Annotated in this window: 24 protein-coding genes; 15 read left to right on the top strand and 9 right to left on the bottom strand. The window is 63.1% G+C overall.

Annotation, left to right across the window (positions count from 1 at the left end; genetic code table 11):
- Positions 1-143: 143 nt before the first annotated feature.
- Entirely contained in the window at positions 144-407 is a 264-nt protein-coding gene (locus tag H0I86_RS32510; RefSeq protein WP_373369365.1) for a DUF6680 family protein, read from the bottom strand.
- 56 nt (positions 408-463) lie between these two features.
- Between H0I86_RS32510 and H0I86_RS19040 the strand changes: the two genes are divergently transcribed.
- Positions 464-1683, top strand: a protein-coding gene (locus H0I86_RS19040; RefSeq protein WP_373369362.1) for an IS3 family transposase whose coding sequence is annotated in 2 segments (ribosomal slippage) — positions 464-809 and positions 809-1683 — 1221 coding nt in all. Because the reading frame shifts where the segments join, the coding sequence is not laid out codon by codon here.
- Between the two features lie 819 nt (positions 1684-2502).
- Positions 2503-2964, top strand: a complete 462-nt coding sequence (locus tag H0I86_RS19035) for a GNAT family N-acetyltransferase (RefSeq protein WP_180921688.1) — start codon at positions 2503-2505, stop codon at positions 2962-2964.
- Between the two features lie 91 nt (positions 2965-3055).
- On the opposite strand, the gene H0I86_RS19030 is transcribed toward H0I86_RS19035, so the two are convergent.
- From H0I86_RS19030 to H0I86_RS19015, 4 genes are all read right to left on the bottom strand, one after another.
- Positions 3056-3667 (bottom strand): LysE family translocator, encoded by a 612-nt coding sequence (locus tag H0I86_RS19030; protein WP_180921687.1) that lies wholly within the window; start codon positions 3665-3667, stop codon positions 3056-3058.
- Positions 3668-3838: 171 nt separating this feature from the next.
- Positions 3839-4321 (bottom strand): GNAT family N-acetyltransferase, encoded by a 483-nt coding sequence (locus tag H0I86_RS19025; RefSeq protein WP_180921686.1) that lies wholly within the window; start codon positions 4319-4321, stop codon positions 3839-3841.
- Between the two features lie 166 nt (positions 4322-4487).
- Positions 4488-5447 carry an HlyD family secretion protein gene (locus H0I86_RS19020; protein WP_180921685.1) on the bottom strand — a complete coding sequence of 320 codons (960 nt, stop codon included), beginning with the start codon at positions 5445-5447 and terminating at the stop codon, positions 4488-4490.
- A 3-nt stretch (positions 5448-5450) separates the two neighbouring features.
- Positions 5451-5804 carry a DUF3302 domain-containing protein gene (locus tag H0I86_RS19015; RefSeq protein ID WP_180921684.1) on the bottom strand — a complete coding sequence of 118 codons (354 nt, stop codon included), beginning with the start codon at positions 5802-5804 and terminating at the stop codon, positions 5451-5453.
- Between the two features lie 235 nt (positions 5805-6039).
- On the opposite strand from H0I86_RS19015, the gene H0I86_RS19010 reads away from it, so the two are divergent.
- Positions 6040-7242: a PrpF domain-containing protein gene (locus tag H0I86_RS19010; RefSeq protein WP_180921683.1), complete on the top strand. Its 1203-nt coding sequence runs from the start codon at positions 6040-6042 to the stop codon at positions 7240-7242.
- Between the two features lie 32 nt (positions 7243-7274).
- Here the strand turns inward: H0I86_RS19010 and H0I86_RS19005 are convergent, their stop codons facing one another.
- A complete protein-coding gene (locus tag H0I86_RS19005) occupies positions 7275-7361 on the bottom strand; it encodes a hypothetical protein (RefSeq protein WP_258019468.1) in 87 nt (28 codons plus the stop codon).
- Between the two features lie 136 nt (positions 7362-7497).
- Entirely contained in the window at positions 7498-8610 is a 1113-nt protein-coding gene (locus tag H0I86_RS19000) for an endonuclease/exonuclease/phosphatase family protein (protein ID WP_180921682.1), read from the bottom strand.
- A gap of 216 nt (positions 8611-8826) precedes the next feature.
- On the opposite strand from H0I86_RS19000, the gene thpR reads away from it, so the two are divergent.
- Together thpR and H0I86_RS18990 are read left to right on the top strand one after the other, a co-directional pair.
- Positions 8827-9372: an RNA 2',3'-cyclic phosphodiesterase gene (gene thpR, locus H0I86_RS18995; protein WP_180921681.1), complete on the top strand. Its 546-nt coding sequence runs from the start codon at positions 8827-8829 to the stop codon at positions 9370-9372.
- 103 nt (positions 9373-9475) lie between these two features.
- Positions 9476-9667: a hypothetical protein gene (locus tag H0I86_RS18990; protein WP_009048622.1), complete on the top strand. Its 192-nt coding sequence runs from the start codon at positions 9476-9478 to the stop codon at positions 9665-9667.
- A gap of 34 nt (positions 9668-9701) precedes the next feature.
- Here the strand turns inward: H0I86_RS18990 and H0I86_RS18985 are convergent, their stop codons facing one another.
- Entirely contained in the window at positions 9702-10187 is a 486-nt protein-coding gene (locus tag H0I86_RS18985; protein WP_180921680.1) for an adenosine-specific kinase, read from the bottom strand.
- A 342-nt stretch (positions 10188-10529) separates the two neighbouring features.
- Here H0I86_RS18985 and H0I86_RS18980 point away from each other — a divergent pair, with 342 nt between their 5' ends.
- The 4 genes from H0I86_RS18980 (at position 10530) to H0I86_RS18965 (ending at position 13390) form a co-directional block, all read left to right on the top strand.
- Positions 10530-10811, top strand: coding sequence for a DUF3303 domain-containing protein (locus H0I86_RS18980; RefSeq protein WP_023969091.1), 282 nt, complete (start codon positions 10530-10532; stop codon positions 10809-10811).
- 61 nt (positions 10812-10872) lie between these two features.
- The gene (locus H0I86_RS18975) at positions 10873-11145 is read left to right on the top strand and encodes a DUF4242 domain-containing protein (protein WP_124313377.1); all 273 of its coding nucleotides are present in this window, start codon (positions 10873-10875) and stop codon (positions 11143-11145) included.
- Between the two features lie 221 nt (positions 11146-11366).
- A complete protein-coding gene (locus H0I86_RS18970) occupies positions 11367-12356 on the top strand; it encodes a DUF2157 domain-containing protein (RefSeq protein WP_180921679.1) in 990 nt (329 codons plus the stop codon).
- Positions 12353-13390 (top strand): hypothetical protein, encoded by a 1038-nt coding sequence (locus H0I86_RS18965; RefSeq protein WP_180921678.1) that lies wholly within the window; start codon positions 12353-12355, stop codon positions 13388-13390. The genes H0I86_RS18970 and H0I86_RS18965 overlap by 4 nt, the downstream gene beginning before the upstream one ends.
- Positions 13391-13442: 52 nt before the next feature.
- Here the strand turns inward: H0I86_RS18965 and H0I86_RS18960 are convergent, their stop codons facing one another.
- Positions 13443-13796: a hypothetical protein gene (locus H0I86_RS18960; RefSeq protein ID WP_124320586.1), complete on the bottom strand. Its 354-nt coding sequence runs from the start codon at positions 13794-13796 to the stop codon at positions 13443-13445.
- 480 nt (positions 13797-14276) lie between these two features.
- On the opposite strand from H0I86_RS18960, the gene ltnD reads away from it, so the two are divergent.
- From ltnD to H0I86_RS18930, 6 genes are all read left to right on the top strand, one after another.
- A complete protein-coding gene (gene ltnD / locus H0I86_RS18955) occupies positions 14277-15182 on the top strand; it encodes an L-threonate dehydrogenase (protein ID WP_180921677.1) in 906 nt (301 codons plus the stop codon).
- Between the two features lie 10 nt (positions 15183-15192).
- Entirely contained in the window at positions 15193-16485 is a 1293-nt protein-coding gene (gene otnK / locus H0I86_RS18950; RefSeq protein ID WP_180921676.1) for a 3-oxo-tetronate kinase, read from the top strand.
- Positions 16482-17132, top strand: a complete 651-nt coding sequence (gene otnC, locus H0I86_RS18945; RefSeq protein ID WP_180921675.1) for a 3-oxo-tetronate 4-phosphate decarboxylase — start codon at positions 16482-16484, stop codon at positions 17130-17132. Before otnK ends, otnC begins: the two co-directional genes overlap by 4 nt.
- 192 nt (positions 17133-17324) lie before the next feature.
- On the top strand, positions 17325-18791 hold the full coding sequence (locus H0I86_RS18940) for a GntT/GntP/DsdX family permease (protein WP_180921674.1): 1467 nt from the start codon (positions 17325-17327) through the stop codon (positions 18789-18791).
- 19 nt (positions 18792-18810) lie between these two features.
- Complete coding sequence (otnI, locus tag H0I86_RS18935) at positions 18811-19593, top strand: 2-oxo-tetronate isomerase (RefSeq protein ID WP_180921673.1); 783 nt, start codon at positions 18811-18813, stop codon at positions 19591-19593.
- 165 nt (positions 19594-19758) lie between these two features.
- Positions 19759-20172: a hypothetical protein gene (locus H0I86_RS18930; RefSeq protein ID WP_180921672.1), complete on the top strand. Its 414-nt coding sequence runs from the start codon at positions 19759-19761 to the stop codon at positions 20170-20172.
- Positions 20173-20174: the final 2 nt, after the last annotated feature.

Here is a 20174-nt window from a genome sequence, read left to right as displayed (position 1 = left end):
GCACGTCTTTAAGGAGTCCCTGTGGAGTTTCTCTCCAACTGATACCCGATGAGGTCAAACCCATGTAACACAAGGGCTTGGCCTGCTATGACCTCTCACACACCGTCACAACCTGTTAGAAAACTGTTAGACCTCGCCTGCCCCTATCTGTATAGGCGTGGACGCTCCCCCGCCACTACCTCCATTAGGCCTTTACGAATTGCTGCCTGCTGACCTTCAGTCTCAAAGTGATAGCCCGGTGCATAAGACGAGTTTTTGATGTGGGTCTTATCGAAGTCGTATTTAAGAACTATGGCCATTTTATGGAGTAGGTCAACCAGTAGTTCCAATCTTGTAGAACCCCAGTGTGCCGTAGTCGAGTCCCCTGTGCTCAAATGGTCGTGGTATGCCTTTTGAACGAGCCCCATGAAAGACAGGACACTGTTTCCCCCTTACGATAAGGGATAGGCAAACGGTTATGTTTATGACTAACAGCAACGATAAGAGTGGGGAGCTTTTGGGCCAGGAGCGGCGGCGCCGCTGGAGCCCAGAGCAAAAGCTGGCCATGGTTCGCGAGAGCCTTGAGCCAGGACAAAGTGTGTCGGTCGTCGCTCGGCGCAACGGCATCAATGCCAATCAGCTGTTCTTGTGGCGCAAGCTGTATCAGGACGGCAGCCTGTCGGCGGTCAGTGCTGGCGAAGCCGTGGTGCCTGCCTCCGAGCTGAGCGATGCGCTCAAGCAGATCCGTGAACTGCAACGGATGCTGGGCAAGAAAACGATGGAAGCCGAAATCCTCAAAGAGGCCGTGGAGATCGCCCGGTCGCGAAAATGGATTGCGCACTCACCCTTGTTGCCGGGGGACGACCAGTGAAGCTGGTCAGCGAATGTCTCGGTGTGGCGCGCTCGCAATTAACGGTTCGAATCAAGCAATCGGTATCGCCCAAAGTACGGCGAAGTAGGCCTGTGGACGATGCTGCGCTGGTGGTCGAAATCCAGCAACAGGTCAGCGAGCTTCCCAGCTATGGCTACCGTCGTGTCTGGGGATTGCTGCGTCGCGCCCGTGAAACCCAGTCGCTGCCGGCGATCAACGTGAAACGAGTTTACCGGGTCATGCGTGATCACAACTTGCTGTTGGAACGTCGACTCAAACAGCCCGGCGTGCCGCGTCGGCACGAAGGCCGTATTGCGGTGAAAACCAGCGATACGCGTTGGTGCTCGGACGGCTTTGAGTTCCGCTGCGAGGACGGGGCCAAACTGAGCGTGACCTTCGCCCTGGACTGCTGTGATCGCGAGGCCATCGGCTGGGTCGCGAGCCCGACCGGGTACAGCGGCGATGATATCCGCGACTTGATGCTGGAAAGCGTGGAGAAGCGCTTTGGTGATCAACTGCCCGTCACGCCGGTGCAATGGCTAAGCGACAACGGCTCGGCGTACACCGCCGAACAGACACGCCTGTTTGCTCGACAGATCGGCTTGCAGCCGGTGACCACCCCGGTGCGCAGCCCGCAGAGCAACGGCATGGCCGAGAGCTTCGTGAAGACGATCAAGCGTGACTACGTGGCGCACATGCCCAAGCCGGATCGAGAAACGGCGTTGCGTAACTTGGCAATTGCCTTCGAGCATTACAACGAGCAGCATCCGCACAGCGCCTTGAATTACCGTTCACCGAGGGAGTTCAGGCGCTTGGCGCCAGCATCAATTTAACGGGGAGTTGGTGTCCGGTTTTGTAGGGGCAAGTCCAGTGGCCAGGGCGAGCAAGCCCAACAGCGACCAGATATAAGGATGCAATCGCACTGACGACAGGATTGGAAGGCATTACTCACCACGTGTAGGGAGAGGCCATATGCGACTTGTTAGCCGCTTTAGATACCCCCGAAACCGGAAAGCCAGAAAAGTAAAGCCCTGCCTCTATGCCCCTCATACTCCGATTCACTATCAAGCTGTTTTCGACAATAAAACAAACTGATAATGGCTGGGATAAGCAACAAGCTGAATAACCATTGAAGTGCATCGGTTGATTTCAAAATGATCGCCACAAGCAAATTAATTAGAGTCATGCCAATAATGAATAAGTTATATCTAATATGTCGGCGCTTCATTGAAGCAAAACTTTCCCAATCATAAATCAGCCAGTCGTGGGAAAAATTGTCGCATTTAGGACACCTAAGGCTTGGTGGAAGCTTGTCTGCGATATAACCACAGCTAGGGCATCGAACTTTCATGGCGCTATCCTGACACTCTCTCATTAGTTGACATGTCATGTCGTGGTAAGCGCGAGATCTATCGAGGGATAACGCGATTGGGATGACGGCAAGCCCGACTACGGTAAAGAGGGTAGCAGGACACCATCTATTTGCCCCTAGTCTGTCCACCGACTACTTTTGGCCGATTGCTGTCTTTCGCGGATGTCCCCTTTGGGGCCAGAGCCTGTAAAAAATCTCCCGAGAGTTAATCTTGAAGGCTGGACGTATTGTCCGCGCAGATGCGTCAGGCAGGGGGGCAAAACAAGCACGGGGATATTGAGTGGTTAGGTCAACGGGTGAACTGGCGATACGTCAGATCTCAGCGCTTGCTCCGGAAATCCTGGAACTGGAAGCAGAGGCCGTTGCAGAAGGTTTCAGGTTTCTCACGCGCTTGGTTGCGGATTGGAAAAACGGGACCAATCGATTCGATCAACCGGGTGAATGCCTTTTGGGCGCTTTCCGCGACGGGCAACTGCTTGCCATGGGCGGTCTTTCATATGATCCATATGCCGGGCCGGACATCGGCAGGCTACGGAGGGTATACGTCGCGCGAGCAGCAAGGGGGCAGAGTGTGGGTAAAGCCCTGGTGCAGCGGCTTCTGGAATATGCGGCTCAGCGATTTCGTGTCGTGCGCCTATCCACGGATACTCCGGAGGGCGCTGCATTTTACCTTCGCTGCGGGTTTCAACCGATACAGGATGATTTTGCCACTCATGTGAAGTCATTAGCCGATGTCACGTAACCCGCTCATTGAAGGGCAGATGGTTGGTGTAGCCGGTCAACGGCGAAGAGTGAAGGCTTTGCAGGTTTGCAAAGCCTTACTGCAGAGACCATCAGCGCGAAACGGCCATCCAGCCCGCACACCCTGTCATTACCCCAGCTGAGGTTCTGTTCAGTCGCTTCATTGCCTTTGGAGATCGTATGGCGTTCTTGATGCGTGATGCCGTAACGAGGTACGCCAATTGGACGGTGAGATCGATGCCGATGCCGAGCGCGGTAATCAGGATGACTTCTGGCCAGGACAGTACCGTCAGATCGAATGCGTGAGGCAACACCGCACCGAAAAATACGACCGCTTTTGGATTGCTCAGCGTCAGCACAGCGCCTGCAAGCAGACCCCGGCCTGCCGAGCGCTTTGGGGGGGCTTGAAGGTGTTCGGTGTTCTTTGACCACAAGTTCCAGGCGATGAACAGGATAAAGGCGACACCCAGCCATTTCACGGCAATGAACACCTGCTCGAACTGCAGCGCCAGTGCCGCAAGACCGAGGGTGGCGACCACCAGCCAGACAGCATTGCCCAGCACCATGCCTGCGATGAAGGGCAGCGTCGCCCTTGCGCCGCGTGACACCACTTGCCCTAGCAGGGCTCCCTGAGCGGGGCCGGGGATTGCAGCCGCAATCGCGAATGGCACGACAAAAAACCAGAGCGAAGAAGTAGCGCTCATGGGTGAAGCCTCCCTGTTGTCTTGGTATATCGAACGGCATGTTCGCATTGGGTGAGCAGGGAAAACACTAAGGTCGCTTGCTTCCCATGCAGGGGCAAGGCACGCCGTTGTGGATGCCTGCGTTGAGTCCAGAGTGGGTAAGAACCTACGTCGAGGTGCATGACGCCCCGGCTAGCAAGCTGGGCCAACCATCGGAACACACTGGCGAACATAGTAATTGTCGAACTCACCGCTTTCGATGAGTTGGAAACCATGGCGGGTATAAAAACGATTCGAAGCGCTTTCTTTGAGAGCACCCACTCTGATAGGGAGCCCAGCCATATCCGCCTCTTTGAAAATCTGGGCGAGAACAGCAGAGCCTATCCCTGATCCCTGCGCGTTTGGTCTCACATACAAGTGGTCGAGCAAGAGTTCAGTGTGCCGGTGCTTGACCACGACAAAACCAACCCTCTCTCCAGATACCTCGATGTAGCGTGTATTGCGGGCTTCAAAGCCGCTAAGAAAGCGTTCGCGCGCGCGTACCGGATCAAATCGTCCAACACGTTCCAGGCTTTCGCGCATGGCCTCGATTCGAATGGCTACAAGATTGTCCGAGTCGCTTTGTCGAGCCGGGATCAAAATGACCTGGGAATTTTTATCGGGTGTGGCGGGCATCATTTGCGCTCTGACTATCATCCTGGGCAGCGAGTATAGAGAGAATAGAAACAAGCGGCCCACCCGCTTTATCTGTTGAGGCCCACAGGCGAAAACGCCCACTCGACCGATAGTGAAATCAAGCTGGACTCGCAACGCACCGAATATCAGCCCCGATCCCAGCTCATCAATGGAACGGAAAGATGTAGTTCATCCAGGCCGACATGCGCAGGAGGATCTTGCGCATGATCGCCACATGGTGGAAGTGCTGGCTGTAGAGCGCCGCCTGGCCATAGGCGCCACCGGGCATGAGTTTGGCGTAGGGCAGGTAGTCCGGGTCGGTGATTTCAATGACCACCGGCACCCGCCCCGGCGGCGGGGAGCCGGTGTAGCTCAGCAGGGTGCCGGACGGCTGTACCTGTCCTTCGCCGATCACCGTGATGACGTTCTTGACCCGGCCCTTGAACACCCTGCCGGGTATGCCGTCGAACGCCACTTCCGCCTCGTCTCCCGGGACCAGGCGCAGCAGGCTGTTCTGGCGCATCCAGGCGGAAAAATAATGGCCCTCGTCGGGAATGAACACCATCGACGGGCGAAGGGGCAGCTTGCTCGCCATCATCCCCGGGCGCAGCGACACATGGGTGACGAAGCCTCTGCTCGGGGCGCGGACCACGGTGCTGTCCAGCTCGAACTGGGCGTTGTCGATCTGAGCCTGCAGGTCGTCGACCCGGGCAATCGCGGCTTCCTGCTCGCGGCGAGTGCCGAAGTTGCGCCTGATCAACTCGTTGATCCGGTACAGGTCGCCCCGCGCGGCCAGTTGCTGGGCCTTGAGTGACTTGAGCCGGTTCTCGAAAGGCTCGGGGTCGATGCGAAACAGCACGTCGCCTGGCTCCAGCGGCGTGTTGCCCTGGACCGGCACCTCGATCACCCGACCAGTGACGACCGGGATCACGGGCACCGAGACGAAGTAGGAGCGCGCCACTTCCGAATAGGGGTGGTTGTAGTTCATCAGGAAAATCAGCGCGCCGATCAAGATCACGCCGCCCAGCACGGCGGTGGGCACCGTCCATTTGTTCAGCGGGATACGGAAGATCTTGAAGATGGCCACGCAGATGGCGGTGTAGGTCAGGATCAGTAACAGGTCCATGGGTCACATTTTCCCTTCCGGGCGGGACCCGGCCTGGGGTTGTCCCTCCAGTCGCTCGACCCGCTGTCGCAGCTCGGCCAGCTCTTGCGCCAGATCCTTTTCGGCCTGCATCCGCGCCTTGTCGGTGGCAAAGCCCCAGCCCCGATCCTCGCGGTACAACATGGCCCAGATCCACAGGAACGGCCACAGGGCATGGAGCGTGAACAGGCTGACCCAGCCTGCCGCGTGAATCGCATCCTGGTGGGGGTGGTTCCGATGGACGGCAATTTCGTAGGGAATGTCGTGCAGGACGATGATTCCGTAGAACAGGACTATCCCGGCGAAGATAAGCATGCCCAGCGCAATCTGATCGAGCATGATTCGCCTCCCGGAAGCCTTCAGCTCGCACGCAACCGCTTTTGAAGCCTCTTGATCAGCCACGGCCATGGGACAGCTCGATGGCGCGGGCCTTACGCAATCCATACTAGTTCAAGTTCGTTCATCTGCCGGGCTGCCTTCCAGGACGCGCGCGCAGCCCTGAACCTGGAAAGCTGCGCTCGCGCAGGCCGCGGTTTATGATCCCTGCCTGTCGTCCATCACTGCGAGCCCGATCATGCCTTTTGAACTGGACCTTCCTGAAATCCGTGCCGGTATCGTTGAGTTCCCGGTCTGGCATGCGCGCGGTGGTACGTCCACCGGGCTGATCCTGGCTCGCGAAACCCTGCCCGAGGACCCGGCGCTGGTCGAGGAACTGCTGCGCCACCTGATGGGCGTGCCGTTGAGTGGCGACCTGCCGGGCAATAACCAGATCACCGGCCTGGGCCGTGGCGGGCCCACCAGCAACAAGGTGTTCATTGCCGAGCGCCAGCCCGGCGAGTCGCGTCTGGTCAGCACCCTGGCGCAGCTGGCGGCGGGTAAAAGTGCGATCGACTGGAGCGTCAACTGCGGCAACATGTCCGCGGCCTTGCCCCTGTATGCCCTGGAGCGTGGCTGGCTGAGCCCGGACGAGGACAGCGCGCAGATCGAGATATTCAACAGCAATACCCAGACCACCATGCTCGCGCGCCTGGCGTTCCGCGACGGTCGCCTGCTGAGCGATACGCGGATTCCTGGGGTCAATGGCGTATTCCCCGGGGTCGACCTGTTTCTCAGCGACCCGGTGGGGGCCAAGACCGGCCAGCTGTTTCCCACCGGGCAGCGCATCGACCTGCTCGACGGCGTGCGCGCCACCTGCCTCGATGTGGCGGTGCCGATGGTCATCGTCCAGGCCGCGGACCTGGGCAAGACCGGCCTGGAAACCCCGGCGCAGCTGGATGCCGATGGCGAATTCAAGGCGCGGCTGATCGGCCTGATGGTGCAGGGCGGCCTGCGCATGCAGTTGCGCAACCGCAGCGGCGCCCTGATGAGCGCCGAGGAGCTGCAACGCAGCGAAACCCTGCCGAAGATCTGCATCGTCAGCCCGGCCCAGGGCGCGGGCGATATCAACACCCGTTATTTCACCCCGCAAAATGCCCATCCCTCGCTGGCCGTCTCCGGTGGTTGCTGCCTGGCCGCCGCCTGCCTGGCGCCAGGCACCGTGGCCCACGAGCTGCTCAAGACGCCCAAGCCCCTGGGCGCCACCACGGCGGAATACCCGGTGTCGATCGAAAACCCGGCGGGGGTGCTGGACACCTTGATCACCGCGCGCGAGGAGGGCGGTTCGATGCGCATCGACGCGGCCGCCTACCGGCGCAGCGCGCAGATCCTGCTCAAGGGCCGGGTGCCGCTGTACAACGCCTCGGCGGCGTTGTTCGAGGCGTTGCAAGGGCGGGGCTGAACCCCGCATCCCGCAGATGGCAGCAAATCCGCTCAAGCCTGTGAGCGGTATTCGCAGGGAGCGACCCCGAACTCGCGGCGAAAGGCGCGACTGAAGGCGGCCTCGGATTCATAACCCAGCTGGCGCGCAAGGGCTACAGCACGATCCGCGCGGTGGAAATGCCCTTGACGCTGCTGGCCGATGACGTCGAGCGCACCCGTCCAGGGCTGACAAGGCCGTGCCTCAGGCCCCGCTCACGATCAGGGCCGGTTCGGCTTACAGGTCCAGGTCGACCCACACCGCCGCGTGGTCCGAGCCGGCATTTTCCTTCTTGTCCAACTGCGGGTAGACCTCCCAGCGCTTGGGCTTGCTGCCCGGCCACATGCCCTTGCGCCACACGCCGCCGGCGGTGACGGTGGCGAACAGCGCGGGAGACAGCAGCAGGTAGTCGATCTTGTTCGCCGCCTTGCAGGTGTCGAAGGTGCCGGGGTAACCGCCGTCGTCGAAGGCCGGATGGACGAAGGCATCCTTCAGGTCGGTGCCTTTGAGCAAAGGCTCCAGCGGCGCGCTGTCCGGGGTGTCGTTGAAGTCGCCGACCACCGCGATATAGGCCTCGCCCTGGGCCACCAGCGCCTGGTAGATGAGCTTGATCCGCTCGGCCTGGGCCAGGCGTTTTTTCGCCGAAGCCGCGAGACTGCCGAAGCCTTTGCTCTTCAGATGGTTGACCAGGACAAACAGCTGTTTACCGCTGGGCAACGGGATCTGGAACTGCGCGCAATCGCGGGAAAAGATCAGTTCGCCGTTGGCCGCGGTGTCGTCGACATGGCTGCGCAGCTGGCCGATGGGGTAGCCCTCGGCGGTCATCAGGCCGACGTCGATGCCTCGCGTATCGTTGCCGTCGATCAGCATCACATGCCGGAACAACGGGCCGCCCAGGGCGCCGATGATTTCCGTGTTGAAGTCGCGCAGGGCCGGGCGGCTTTCCGCCTCGACCACCGCCAGCACATCGGCTTGCAGGTCGATCATCACCCGTGCGGTATTGCGCATGGCTTCCAGGTCCACCGGCGCCTCGATCAGCTCCAGCGAACCCACCCACTCGGTGCGGCCGTTGGCGACAATCTCCAGGCCGCCGGCCTTGGGCCGCTTGACCAGGCTGCCGCGGTTCTGCCGCAGGATCACGAAGGGGCCCTTGTCCGACTTGCTCAGCCCCAGCTCGGTCAGCAGCTTGACCATCTGCGCCTTGTCCTGGTCCGTGTAGATGGGCTCGCCCAACAACTGGTTGAGCCGGGCGAAACGCTCCAGCACAGGCCGGCCCTCGGCCCAGCCTTCCAGGTTCATGGCCTTGGCGCGGTTGAACAGGTTTTCAACGTTGTAGGACGCGAGTCTCATCGTGCTCTTCCTGTGAGTGGGGCGGACGTCAATGAGCATTACAACCGATAAAAATGACCGAATACCGACAGGCGCGGCGTCTTGTTGCCTTCTTTATGCTGAACTCAAGAAAGGGCTAAACCGGCCTGAGATTCCCGGTGGGCGAGTCGCAGAGGGCCGGTGGGGGAGCGACCTGACAGACAGCACTTCGCCCGAACCGAACGGGGAGGACAGGGCATGAATGATGAGTCCCGCGAGCAGGGCGAGCCGTTCAAGCGGCTGTTCTTCGCCTTGCCTTGCACTGCCGCCCAACGCCGGGCCATCGCCCAGTGGCGCGGCGCGCTGGGCCTCAGGAGCGGCCGGCCGGTGGCGGCGGAAAACTTTCATTTGACCCTGATGTTCCTGGGCTCGGTGGCCGTGGCGCAGATTCCGCGGATCTGCGCTGCGGCGGCGAGCGTGCGAGCCTGCGGCGAGCCGCTGGACGTCCCGCTCGATCGTCTGGAGGTCTGGCGCCGGGCCGGGGTCTTGTTGCTGGCGCCGACACAGGCGCCGCTGGAGTTGCGTCAGCTGGTGTATGCCCTGCAGGAAGCGCTGCTGCCACTCGGGCTGGTCGATTCGCCGCGGGAATTTCGTCCGCACTTGACCTTGATGCGCGACTATCGGGCGCCGGTGCCCGAGTCCCAGACCCCTGCGGATTTTCACCTGAGTGCCCGGCACTTCGCCCTGTTCGAGTCGCATAAAGGCCGTTATCGGCCACTGGCCGAATGGGCGCTGGCGCGGTGACGGTCGGGGCAGCCCTGTCGACAGGTTCACCGATCAGCCGAAATCCACGTGCCTCAAGGCCTGAACGTTATAGTTGATGAGGCCGAATCAATGGGAGGAGGACATGCGCCAGATCGTCAGCAAAGAGCCCTGGTGGGCGGCGCCGCCGAAACCGGGCCAGGATGAGTCCGAGCTGGAGTGGGGCTGGCTGGTCACCTACAGCGAGGGCGAACCGCGCTTCGAGTTCGTCAAGGAGCGTCCTTCGGAGCAGGAGATCCGTCAGCGCAAGAGTTGCCGGACCACGCCGTCCGAGTAGCCTGTCGGCGCGGTGGGCAATGCCTGCGCGAAAATCATTGCTTGTAGCCGATCTGTCGCAGCAGGTTCTTGCGCCACAGGATATCGTCGTCGCCTTCCAGGCCCTTGGCGCAGAAGCCATCCACCACCCCCAGCACCGCCCGGCCCTGCGCCGTTTCGGCGAGAATCACCTGGGTCGGGTTGGCGGTCGCGCAGAAGATGCGGCACACCTCAGGCACCATCTTCAGGGTGTTGAGCACGTTCAACGGATAAAAACCTTCCCCGAGAAACACGATAAAGCTATGGCCGGCGGCGATTGCCTGGGCGTTTTTTTGCGCCAGCGCGATCATCGTCGGATCGCTGCCGGACCAGCGCACCAGGCATTGGCCGGAGGCTTCGCAAAAGGCCAGGCCAAAGGCGATGTTCGGCACGCTGGCGACCAGGGCTTCGTGGATGTCCTCGACGGACTTGATGAAGTGGGTCTGGCCGAAAATGAAGTTGGTGGCTTCCGGCTTGTCGATGTTCACGCTGATCAGTTGCATCTCGAACCGCTCCTTGCCGATGTCGCGCGGCGCTAGGGGGCGTTGGCGGAAAGAGGATGCCCGGCGCAGCCCGTTAGCGCGGCGGCGGGATTGCTTCCAGCAACAGATCAAGCATAGCCATTCATTGGCCGCGGCTTCGCTCGTTCGCGCTTGGGGCTGGAGCGTCCGAGGAACAGGATCGGCGGTCATGCGCCGGCCGCGCAAGGCTGCTATGCCTTCCCTAGGGGGCAATGGTTTCGGGCCGGCCGAGAGGGCGGGGCGATGCCGATGCGTGGCCGTGGTCACGGTGCCTGCCCGGCGCACGCAACGAACAACGGGTGCCCGTTTCGCAGGAGGTGGCAGATGTTATTCATTGTCAGTTGGTCAATCAGCCCCGAACGTCGTAACAGTGCGATCGAGCGGTTTCTCAAGACGGGCGGGGCTCCACCCGCAGGGGTGAGCATGCTGGGACGCTGGCATGCCGTCGGCGGCATGACGGGGTTTGGTGTCGCACAGACCGACGATCTCACGCTGATGCAGAAATGGGTGCTGGAGTGGAGCGATCTGCTCAGGATGGACGTGCACCCGGCGCTGACCGATGAACAGGCCGCGCCGTTGCTGGCGGCGGTGATCGGCAAGCAATAGCCGTTGGCGATAGGCCTGAAGCTGTTGCTTCAGCAAGAGCGGGACAGAACTGGAGGTTGTCATGCCTAAATTTGTCATTGAACGCGATTTCCCGGGCGCTGGAGCGCTGTCGGCGCAGGATCTGCAAGGGATCGCGCAAAAGTCCTGCAAGGTGCTCGATGAACTGGGGCCGCAGGTGCAGTGGCTGCACAGCTACGTCACGGGCGACAAAATCTACTGCGTCTATATCGCGCCAAACGAGGAGCTCATCCGGGAGCATGCCCGGCAAGGCGGCTTTCCGGCGGACCGGGTATCGCGGGTTACCTCGATCATCGATCCGACGACAGCGGAGTAGTGCCTTGCGGTGACAGGCGCGCGCCTGGCTCGGCATACCCTTGCCCCAGGGCGAGGTGATGCCGCTGGCTGGAAAACAAGGCCGCCCTCGGGGCGGCCTTTTTCATGGGCGCGGCGTGCCGCGTTAGCGTCGCGGGGCGTCTTGCCAGGCATAGGCTCGGCTATGCTGCATAGTCGACGGCCGGTTTGCGGCCGATGTGCAAACCTTGAACCAAGAGCGCCATGAGAAAAACCACCCAGCAGATGTTGCTCCACGAAATCGCCGACTGGCGCCACCGTGGCCTGATCGATGCCGAGGCGCAGCAGCGGCTCGGCGCCTTGTATGAACGTCCCGAACACCGACTGTCCACAGTGCTGCAATGGCTGGGCATCGGCGCGGTGCTGCTGATCGGCATGGCGGTGCTGGGCGGCATTGGCCTGCTGGCCGAGTCGGTGCTGGTGGGGGCGGTGCTGTTTTTCGCCGCCGGTGTCGGGCTGTGGCTGATCGGCGCGCGCCTGGCCCGCGATTCGGCGCGGCGCATGCCGGTCACCGGGGTGGCGATCCTGACCATCGGCCTGATCCTGATGGGCGCCAGCCTGTTGCTGGGCAGCTCCGACAGCGAGACCGGCGAGTTCGGCAACCTGCCGCTGGCGTTGCTGGTCACCGCCGCCCTGAGTATCGCCACCGCCTATGGCTATCGCCTGCGCTGGCCGCTGCTGCTGGGCCTGCTCTGTGTTTTCCACGGCCTGGGTTCGTGGGAGTGGTATGGCGGTTCCGGCACTTACTATTTCGGCATCCAGGACCCGCGTTCCATGGCCGTGATCGCCGCGCTGACCGCGCTCCTGGGGCTGTGGCACCAGCGCGCCGAGGATCACGCCCTGCGCCGTTTCAGCGGCTTTGGGCGGCTGTATGTGATCTTCGGGCTGCTGTACTTCAACTGCTCGCTGTGGTTCCTCAGCCTGGAGGACGCTTACCGCCAGCCCCTGACCTGGACCCTGTTGTTCACCCTCGGCGCCATCGTCCAGCTGGTGCTCGGTGCACGCTTCAAGCACCCCAGCTTCACCGGTTTCGGCGTGGTGTTCCTCGGCATCGACCTGTACACGCGCTTTTATGAGTACGCCTGGGAACAGCTGAGCGCCGCGGTGTTCTTTGCCGTGGCCGGCGCAGTGGGCGTGCTCCTGGGCTGGTTGTTCGAACGCACCGCGCTGCGCGCCGGGGAGGCTGGCCAATGAACCCGGATCGCCGTAATCGCCAGGTGCACAACGCCCTGGACCAATGGCTGCGTGACGGCCTGATCGACACCCAGGCCCACGCGCGGATCGCCGAGCTGTACCCGCTGACCCGCTGGGACTGGCGTTCCCTGGGGCGCTGGTTCCTGACCTTCGGCGCCATCAGCCTGGCGGCTGGGTTGCTGATCCTGCTGCATGAACACCTGACGTTCACCTTGCCGAAACTGGCCGGCGGCCTGGGCCTGTTGATGGTCGGGCTGTTCGCCGCCGGGCGCTGGCTGCTGGGCAAGCAGCTGAAGCTGCTCGGCGCGACCCTGGAGTTGCTCGGTGGCTTTGCCCTGATCGGCTTGAGCCTGGTGCTGGGCATGATCTACTCCGATGGCTCGGGCAACTGGCCGGCGCTGTTGCTGGTGGACCTGCTCCTGCTGCTGGCGCTCAGCTATGTACTGAACAACGTCTTGCTGCTGACCCTGTGCAGTGTGCTGTTCTTCATCTGGTTCGGCGGGCGCAGCGGTTACGAGTCGGGCTGGGGCGCCTATTGGTTCGGCATGAACTATCCGCTGCGCTTCCTCGGCGCGGCCCTGGCCATGGCGCTGTTCGGTTTTGTTCATCTGTGGGGCGAGGCGTCAACGCTTGCCCGTTATCGCGGCTTTGCCAAGGTATGGATTTCCGCCGGGCTGTTCATGGCGCAGATGTCGTTGTGGCTGTTGTCGCTGTTCGGCAGCTACGACCTGATCGACGGCCCCTGGCACCTGGCCGAGTCCGGCGAGCTGGTGTTGTTCAACGGGCTGTGGGCGGCGTTCAGCCTGGGCTTGCTGGCGCTGGGCATTCGCCTGCGCTTTTCCATGCTGGTGGGTTATGGCGCGACCTTCTTCATCATCCAGCTGTACACGCTGTTCTTCACCCGGCTGGCGGAAACCCTGGGCTGGTTCGTCAGCCTGCTGATTGCTGGCGGCAGCCTGCTGGGGCTGGTGGTCTGGCTGGAAGGCGAACGGCAGAAGCGCCGGGCTGGGCCGGGCGAAGCGGAGTCGGTGTAGGGAAGAGGAGAAGCCCATGCCCGAAGTCGCAGGCATGGGCGAACGACGGGCGTCAGGCCGTCAGTCGTTTTTCAATATCCCGGTAGGTCTCGCTGTCTGTGGCCGCCAACAGTTTGCGGCCATCCTTGAAGGTGGCGATGAAGGTCACCTCGGTTTCCTTGCCGGCTATCAGGTAGCCCGCCAGAGCACCCACCGGACCCAGCAGCATGGCCCCGGCGATGCCGTAGCCAATGGCGTCCCTGTTGGTGATGCTGTCCTGCGTCGCGATTTCCAGACGTTTGAATGCGGAGGCTTTGACCTCGACGCCCGGCGAGGGGTTGGTCGCGGTGGCCAACCTGAAGACTCCCTGACGGTACTCACCATTCCCTTGTAGAAAATCACCAGCCAATACGTTGATTTTTGCCATGTTGAATATCCTTGTTCAAGCATTGCGGGATTGATCATACAGCGCTGTCCGGCGCCCACCGTCAATCGGTGGACGATGAAGGGCGGTACCGCTGATCGGTGATGTTGCGCCTAACAGCATCGGTCTCGAGTGTAGACGTCTCGTTGACGCAGATCAGTGCGCTGGTCGCAATGGCCTACCGCTCGTCCGTTTGATTCTGCGCGGGCTGCAAGGCTATCGCGGGGTGCCTGGCGTCCGTGTTCTATGATGTTAATAAATGTTAGATTGAAAAAATACTTCACATAATCTGTTCATTGGTGGATGATCGGCCACAACCTGATAACAACAAATCACAGGACGGCCCCTCGATGTCCGACAAGGTCTCGATTCACCTGCCAAGCGACCCTGTCGCCCCCGCCGCCCGTGCTCCCATTTACCCCGCGGCCCGCCACCCACGCCTTGCCGACGTGGACCAGGCTGCTATTACCCCTGGAGTACCCCATGAATAACAAGAATGTCGGTGTTGTCGGCCTGGGCGCGATGGGCCTGGGCATTGCCCGCTCGCTGCTGCGCGCGGGCTTCAATGTGCATGCCTGTGACGTGCGTGAAGCGGTCACCCAACAGTTCGCCAGCGAAGGCGGGGTGGCTTGTGCGTCGCCGGCGCGGATGGCCGATGCCTGCGATGTGATCATCACCGTGGTAGTCAACGCCGAGCAGACCGAAACCGTGCTGTTCGGTGGAGAGGGCGCTGTATTGGCCTTGGGTGCCGGCAGCCTGGTGATCGGCTGCGCCACCGTGGCGCCGACCTATGCCGTGGAGCTGGGCGAGCGTCTGGCCGAACAGGGCCTGCTGTACCTCGACGCGCCGATCTCCGGCGGCGCGGCCAAGGCTGCCGCCGGCGAGATGACCATGATGACCTCCGGCCCGGCTGCGGCCTACGCCAAGGCCGAAGCGATACTCGCCGGCATGGCGGGCAAGGTCTATCGCCTGGGCGACGCCCACGGCCTGGGTTCCAAGGTCAAGATCATCAACCAGTTGCTGGCCGGGGTGCACATCGCCGTGTCCGCCGAAGCCATGGCCCTGGGCCTGCGCGAAGGGGTGGACGCCGATGCCCTGTACGAAGTGATCACCCACAGCGCCGGCAACTCCTGGATGTTCGAGAACCGCGTGCCGCACATCCTCAAGGCCGACTACACGCCACTGTCGGCGGTGGACATCTTCGTCAAGGACCTGGGCCTGGTGCTGGATACCGCCCGCGCCAGCAAATTCCCGCTGCCGTTGTCGGCCACCGCGCACCAGATGTTCATGCAGGCCTCCAGCGCCGGCTTTGGCCGCGAGGACGACTCGGCGGTGATCAAGATTTTCCCGGGCATCGACCTGCCGACCGCCAAGCCCGAGCCTGTCTGAGGAACCGTTCATGACCGATTCCACCGCACGCCCGCTGCTGGGCTGCATCGCCGACGATTTCACCGGCGCCACCGACCTGGCCAACATGCTGGTGCGCGGCGGCATGCGCACGGTGCAAAGCATCGGCATCCCGAGCCGGGAAGTGGCGGCCGGGCTGGATGCCGACGCCATCGTCATCGCCCTCAAGTCGCGCACCACGCCGGTTGCCGAGGCGGTCGAGGAGTCCCTCGCGGCCTTGGACTGGCTGCGCGAGCAAGGCTGCGAGCAGATCTTCTTCAAGTACTGCTCGACCTTCGATTCCACCGCCGCCGGCAATATCGGCCAGGTCAGCGAGGCCCTGCTCAAGGCCCTGGACAGCGATTTCACCCTGGCTTGCCCGGCGTTCCCGGAAAACGGCCGGACCATCTTTCGCGGCCACCTGTTCGTCCAGGACCAGTTGCTCAGCGAGTCGGGCATGCAGCATCACCCGCTGACGCCGATGACCGACGCCAACCTGGTGCGCGTGCTGCAGGCCCAGACCCAACTGAAAGTCGGCCTGTTGCGCTACGACAGCATCGCCGGGGGCGTCGAGGCGGTGCGGGCGAAGATTGCCGAACTGCGCCAGCAGGGGATCGGCATGGCCATCGCCGACGCGCTGTCCGACCAGGACCTCTACACCCTCGGCAGCGCCTGCGCCGACCTGCCGCTGCTCACCGGCGGCTCGGGCCTGGCCCTGGGCCTGCCGGGCAACTTCCGCCGCGCCGGCAAACTGCGCGACTTCGATGCGGCGTCGCTGCCAACCGTCGAAGGCGGCGAAGTGGTGCTGGCCGGCAGCGCCTCGGTGGCCACCATTGGCCAGGTCGCGGCCTGGCTGGAGGCCGACCGTCCGGCCCTGCGCATCGACCCCATGGCCCTGGCCGCCGGCGAACCGGTGGTGGAGCAGGCCCTGGCCTTTGTCCGCGACAGTGACGAAACCGTACTGATCTACGCCACCAGCACCCCGGCCGAGGTCAAGGCGGTACAACAGCAGCTCGGCGTCGAACGCGCCGGCACGCTGGTGGAGAACGCCCTGGGCGAGATCGCCGCGGGCCTGCGCCAGAACGGCGTGCGTCGCTTTGTGATCGCCGGTGGCGAAACCTCCGGCGCGGTGGTCAAGGCGCTTGGGGTCAACCTGTTGCAGATCGGCGCGCAGATCGACCCGGGCGTGCCGGCCACCCTCAGCAATTCCGCCGAGCCCCTGGCGCTGGCCCTGAAATCCGGCAACTTCGGCAGCCGCGACTTCTTCGCCAAGGCCCTCAGGCAACTGGCTGGAGATGGCCAATGAGCGCCGCGGCGAGCAAGGAACTGGCCCTGCGCGAAGAGATCTGCGACGTTGGCCGCAGCCTCTACCAGCGCGGCTACACCGTGGGCAGCGCCGGCAATATCAGCGCGCGCCTGGACGATGGCTGGCTGATCACCCCGACCGACGCCTGCCTCGGCCGCCTCGATCCGGCGGCCATCGCCAAGGTCAACCTGGCGGGGGAGTGGGTGTCCGGCAACAAGCCATCCAAGACCCTGGCCCTGCATCGTCAGGTCTATGACCGCAACCCGAGCGTCGGTGGCGTGGTGCACACCCATTCCACCCACCTGGTGGCGCTGACCCTGGCCGGGGTATGGCGGCCGGACGACATCCTGCCGCCGCTGACGCCGTACCAGGTGATGAAAGTCGGGCACATTCCGCTGATCGGCTACCAGCGCCCGGGTTCGCCCAAGGTCGCCGAGCGGGTGGCGCAACTGGCCAACAGCGTGCGCGGGGTGATGCTCGAACGCCTGGGGCCGGTAGTCTGGGAAAGCTCGGTGGCCAAGGCCAGCTATGCCCTGGAAGAACTGGAAGAAACCGCGCGGCTCTGGCTGATGAGCAATCCCAAGCCTGAGCCGTTGGATCAGGCAGCCCTGGATGAGCTGCGCGAGACCTTCGGCGCGCACTGGTAGGTAGCGCGCCGCTGCAACTCGAAACTGTAAACCGACATTGCAAGCACCGCCCGGGAGCCGTTGTCAGGCTCTCGACGGCCCCGGCTTGCCTGAAAAAACAATAACAACAGGACATCCCCGCATGACGTTTCCTGACTGCAGCTGTTTTGGTTTCACCAGCGCCTCTTTCTCTTATGAGGGAGGTGCCGCGCAATGAGCCCGCTTATCCTGATGTTGACGGCCGGCGCGGGCATCGCGCTGCTGCTGTTTCTGGTGCTCAAGTACAAGTTCCAGCCCTTTGTCGCGCTGATGCTGGTGAGCATCCTGGTGGCGCTGGTGGCCGGGGTGAAACCGGCCGACCTGGTGGCGACCATCGAAGGCGGCATGGGCAAGACCCTGGGCCATATCGCGATCATCATTGCCTTGGGCGCGATGATCGGGCGGATCATCGAACTGTCCGGCGGCGCCGAGGCCCTGGCCAAGTCGCTGATCGAGCGTTTCGGCAACCGCCGCACGCCGCTGGCGCTGACCATCGCCGGGTTCATCATCGGCGTGCCGGTGTTCTTCGAAGTGGGGGTGATCATCCTCATGCCGCTGGCCTATGGCGTGGCCCGGCGGGCGCACAAGCCGCTGCTGGTGTTCGCCTTGCCGATGTGCGCGGCGCTGCTCACCGTGCACGCGTTCCTGCCGCCCCATCCGGGCGCCGTGGCCGCGGCCAGCCAGCTGGGCGCCGACCTGGGCCGGGTGCTGATGTTCGGCCTGCCGATCACCGCCTTGCTGTGCTACGTCGGCTACCGCGTGGCCGGGCGCATGACCCGGCGCTTCTACCCGATGACCGACGACATCCGCGCCGAAGTCTATGGCCCTCACGTGACCAACGAAGACCTGCTGGCCTGGACCAACGGCAATGGCCATGAGCAGAACCCGCAACAGGCTGCGCTGGCCGTGTCCCACATGGGCCTGGAAGAGTCCACCAGCGCCATAGTCGCCAAGCTGCCGCCCGCGCCGGCGCCCGGTTTTGCCTTGATCGTCAGCCTGATCCTGCTGCCGATCGTGCTGATCCTGCTGGGCACCCTGGCCACTTCGCTGCTGCCGGCCGAGTCGACCTTGCGTGGGGTGATGACGGTACTGGGCGCGCCGCTGGTGGCGCTGCTGATCGATACCTTGCTGTGCGCCTGGCTGCTGGGGTCGCGCCGTGGCTGGAGCCGCAGCCAGGTGTCGGACGTGATCGGCTCGGCCTTGCCGGGCGTGGCCATGGTGATCCTGATCGCCGGGGCCGGCGGGGTGTTCGGCAAGGTGCTGGTGGACACCGGGATCGGCGCGGTGGTCTCCGACCTGCTGCGCACCACCGGCCTGCCGGTGCTGGCCCTGGGCTTTTTGCTGACCATGCTGCTGCGCGCGGTGCAGGGTTCGACCACCGTGGCCCTGGTGACCACCGCCGGGATCATCAGCCCGCTGATCGTTACCCTCGACCTGACCCCCAACCATATGGCGCTGCTGTGCTTGGCCATGGGCGGTGGCGGGCTCGCCATGTCGCATATCAACGACGCCGGCTACTGGATCTTCACCAAGCTCGCCGGGCTCAACGTGGCCGACGGCCTGCGCACCTGGACCGTCCTCACCACCTTGCTCGGTACCCTGGGTTTCTGTATTACCTTGCTGATCTGGCCTTTTGTCTGAGCCGTTTTTAGGAGCCAACATGCCTCGTTTTGCTGCCAACCTAAGCATGCTCTACCCGCAACACGGGTTTCTCGAGCGTTTCGCCGCTGCGGCGGCCGACGGTTTCGAAGCGGTGGAATACCTGTTCCCCTACGACTACAGCCCCCAGGAACTCAAGCAGCGCCTGAGCGACAACGGCCTGGTCCAGGCGCTGTTCAACGCGCCGCCCGGCGACTGGGCGGCGGGCGAGCGGGGCACCGTGACCCTGCCGGGGCGCGAGGCGGAGTTCCGCGCCGGCTTCGACCGCGCCCTGGAATACGCCGCGGTGCTGGGCAACTCGCGCATCCATGTGATGGCCGGCCTGCTGCCCTCGGAAGACCGGCGCGAACGCCATCACGCGGTGTACCTGGAGAACCTGGCCTATGCCACCGCCGAGGCGGCCAAGGTCGGCGTTACCGTGCTGCTGGAGCCGATCAACACCCGCGACATGCCGGGCTTCTTCCTCAACCGCCAGGACCAGGCCCAGGCGATCTGCAAGGAAGTCGGCGCGAGCAACCTCAAGGTGCAGTTCGACTGTTACCACTGCCAGATCGTCGAGGGCGACCTGGCGACCAAGCTGCGCCGCGACTTCGCCGGCATCGGCCATATCCAGATCGCTGGCGTGCCGGACCGCCACGAACCGGACCTGGGCGAGTTGAACTACCCGTACCTGTTCGCGCTGATGGACCAGCTGGGCTATGACGGCTGGGTCGGTTGCGAGTACCGGCCACAGGGCGATACCTCGGCCGGCCTGCAATGGCTGCGGGACTGGAAAGCCTTCTGAGGGGCGGGCAGGGCGGCGGTGCTATTCAGTGCATGCCGCCCGCTAGCCGCGATTCTGCGCGAATCTGAACATTTCTGAAGGTGTCGGCCTTAGTCCCCTACCTGCGGGTACATTGGCTCCCTGTCGCCAGGGCCATCACTGGTGCCATCAATGGGAGCGGGGAGCATGGAAAAGTCGATACTCGTCGATCAGTCGAGCCTGGACCACGCGCCTTGTCGCCCGCGCGATCTGCATTGGGAACAGATCCCCACCGTGACCCTGGAGCGCATCGAGCGCGAATACCGCCGTGCCCGGCGCACCACCATCCTCGGCCAGTGGATCAATATCGCCAGCGTGCTGCTGGTGGTGCTGAGCGCCGCCTGCGGTCTCTGGCTGTGGAACCACTTCCGCGCCCAGGGGCTGGACCAGGGCTTCGGCCTGCGGCAACTGTTCGTGCTGCTGTTCTTTTTCGCCAGCCTGTGCGCGGTGGTGGAGTGGCTGCGGCGCATTCGCCGGAGCACCCGGGTCGCCCTCGACGGCTTGGGCGAAGACCTGCGGGATATCGCCTGCGTGCTGTGGTTCAGAAAAAAACACTGCTGAGA

Origin of the sequence: Pseudomonas chlororaphis subsp. aurantiaca (genome assembly GCF_013466605.1) — a bacterium.
Taxonomy (GTDB): domain Bacteria; phylum Pseudomonadota; class Gammaproteobacteria; order Pseudomonadales; family Pseudomonadaceae; genus Aquipseudomonas; species Aquipseudomonas chlororaphis_I.
Note: the sequence above shows the minus strand (reverse complement) of the source record. Positions and strands in the feature narration are given on the sequence as shown.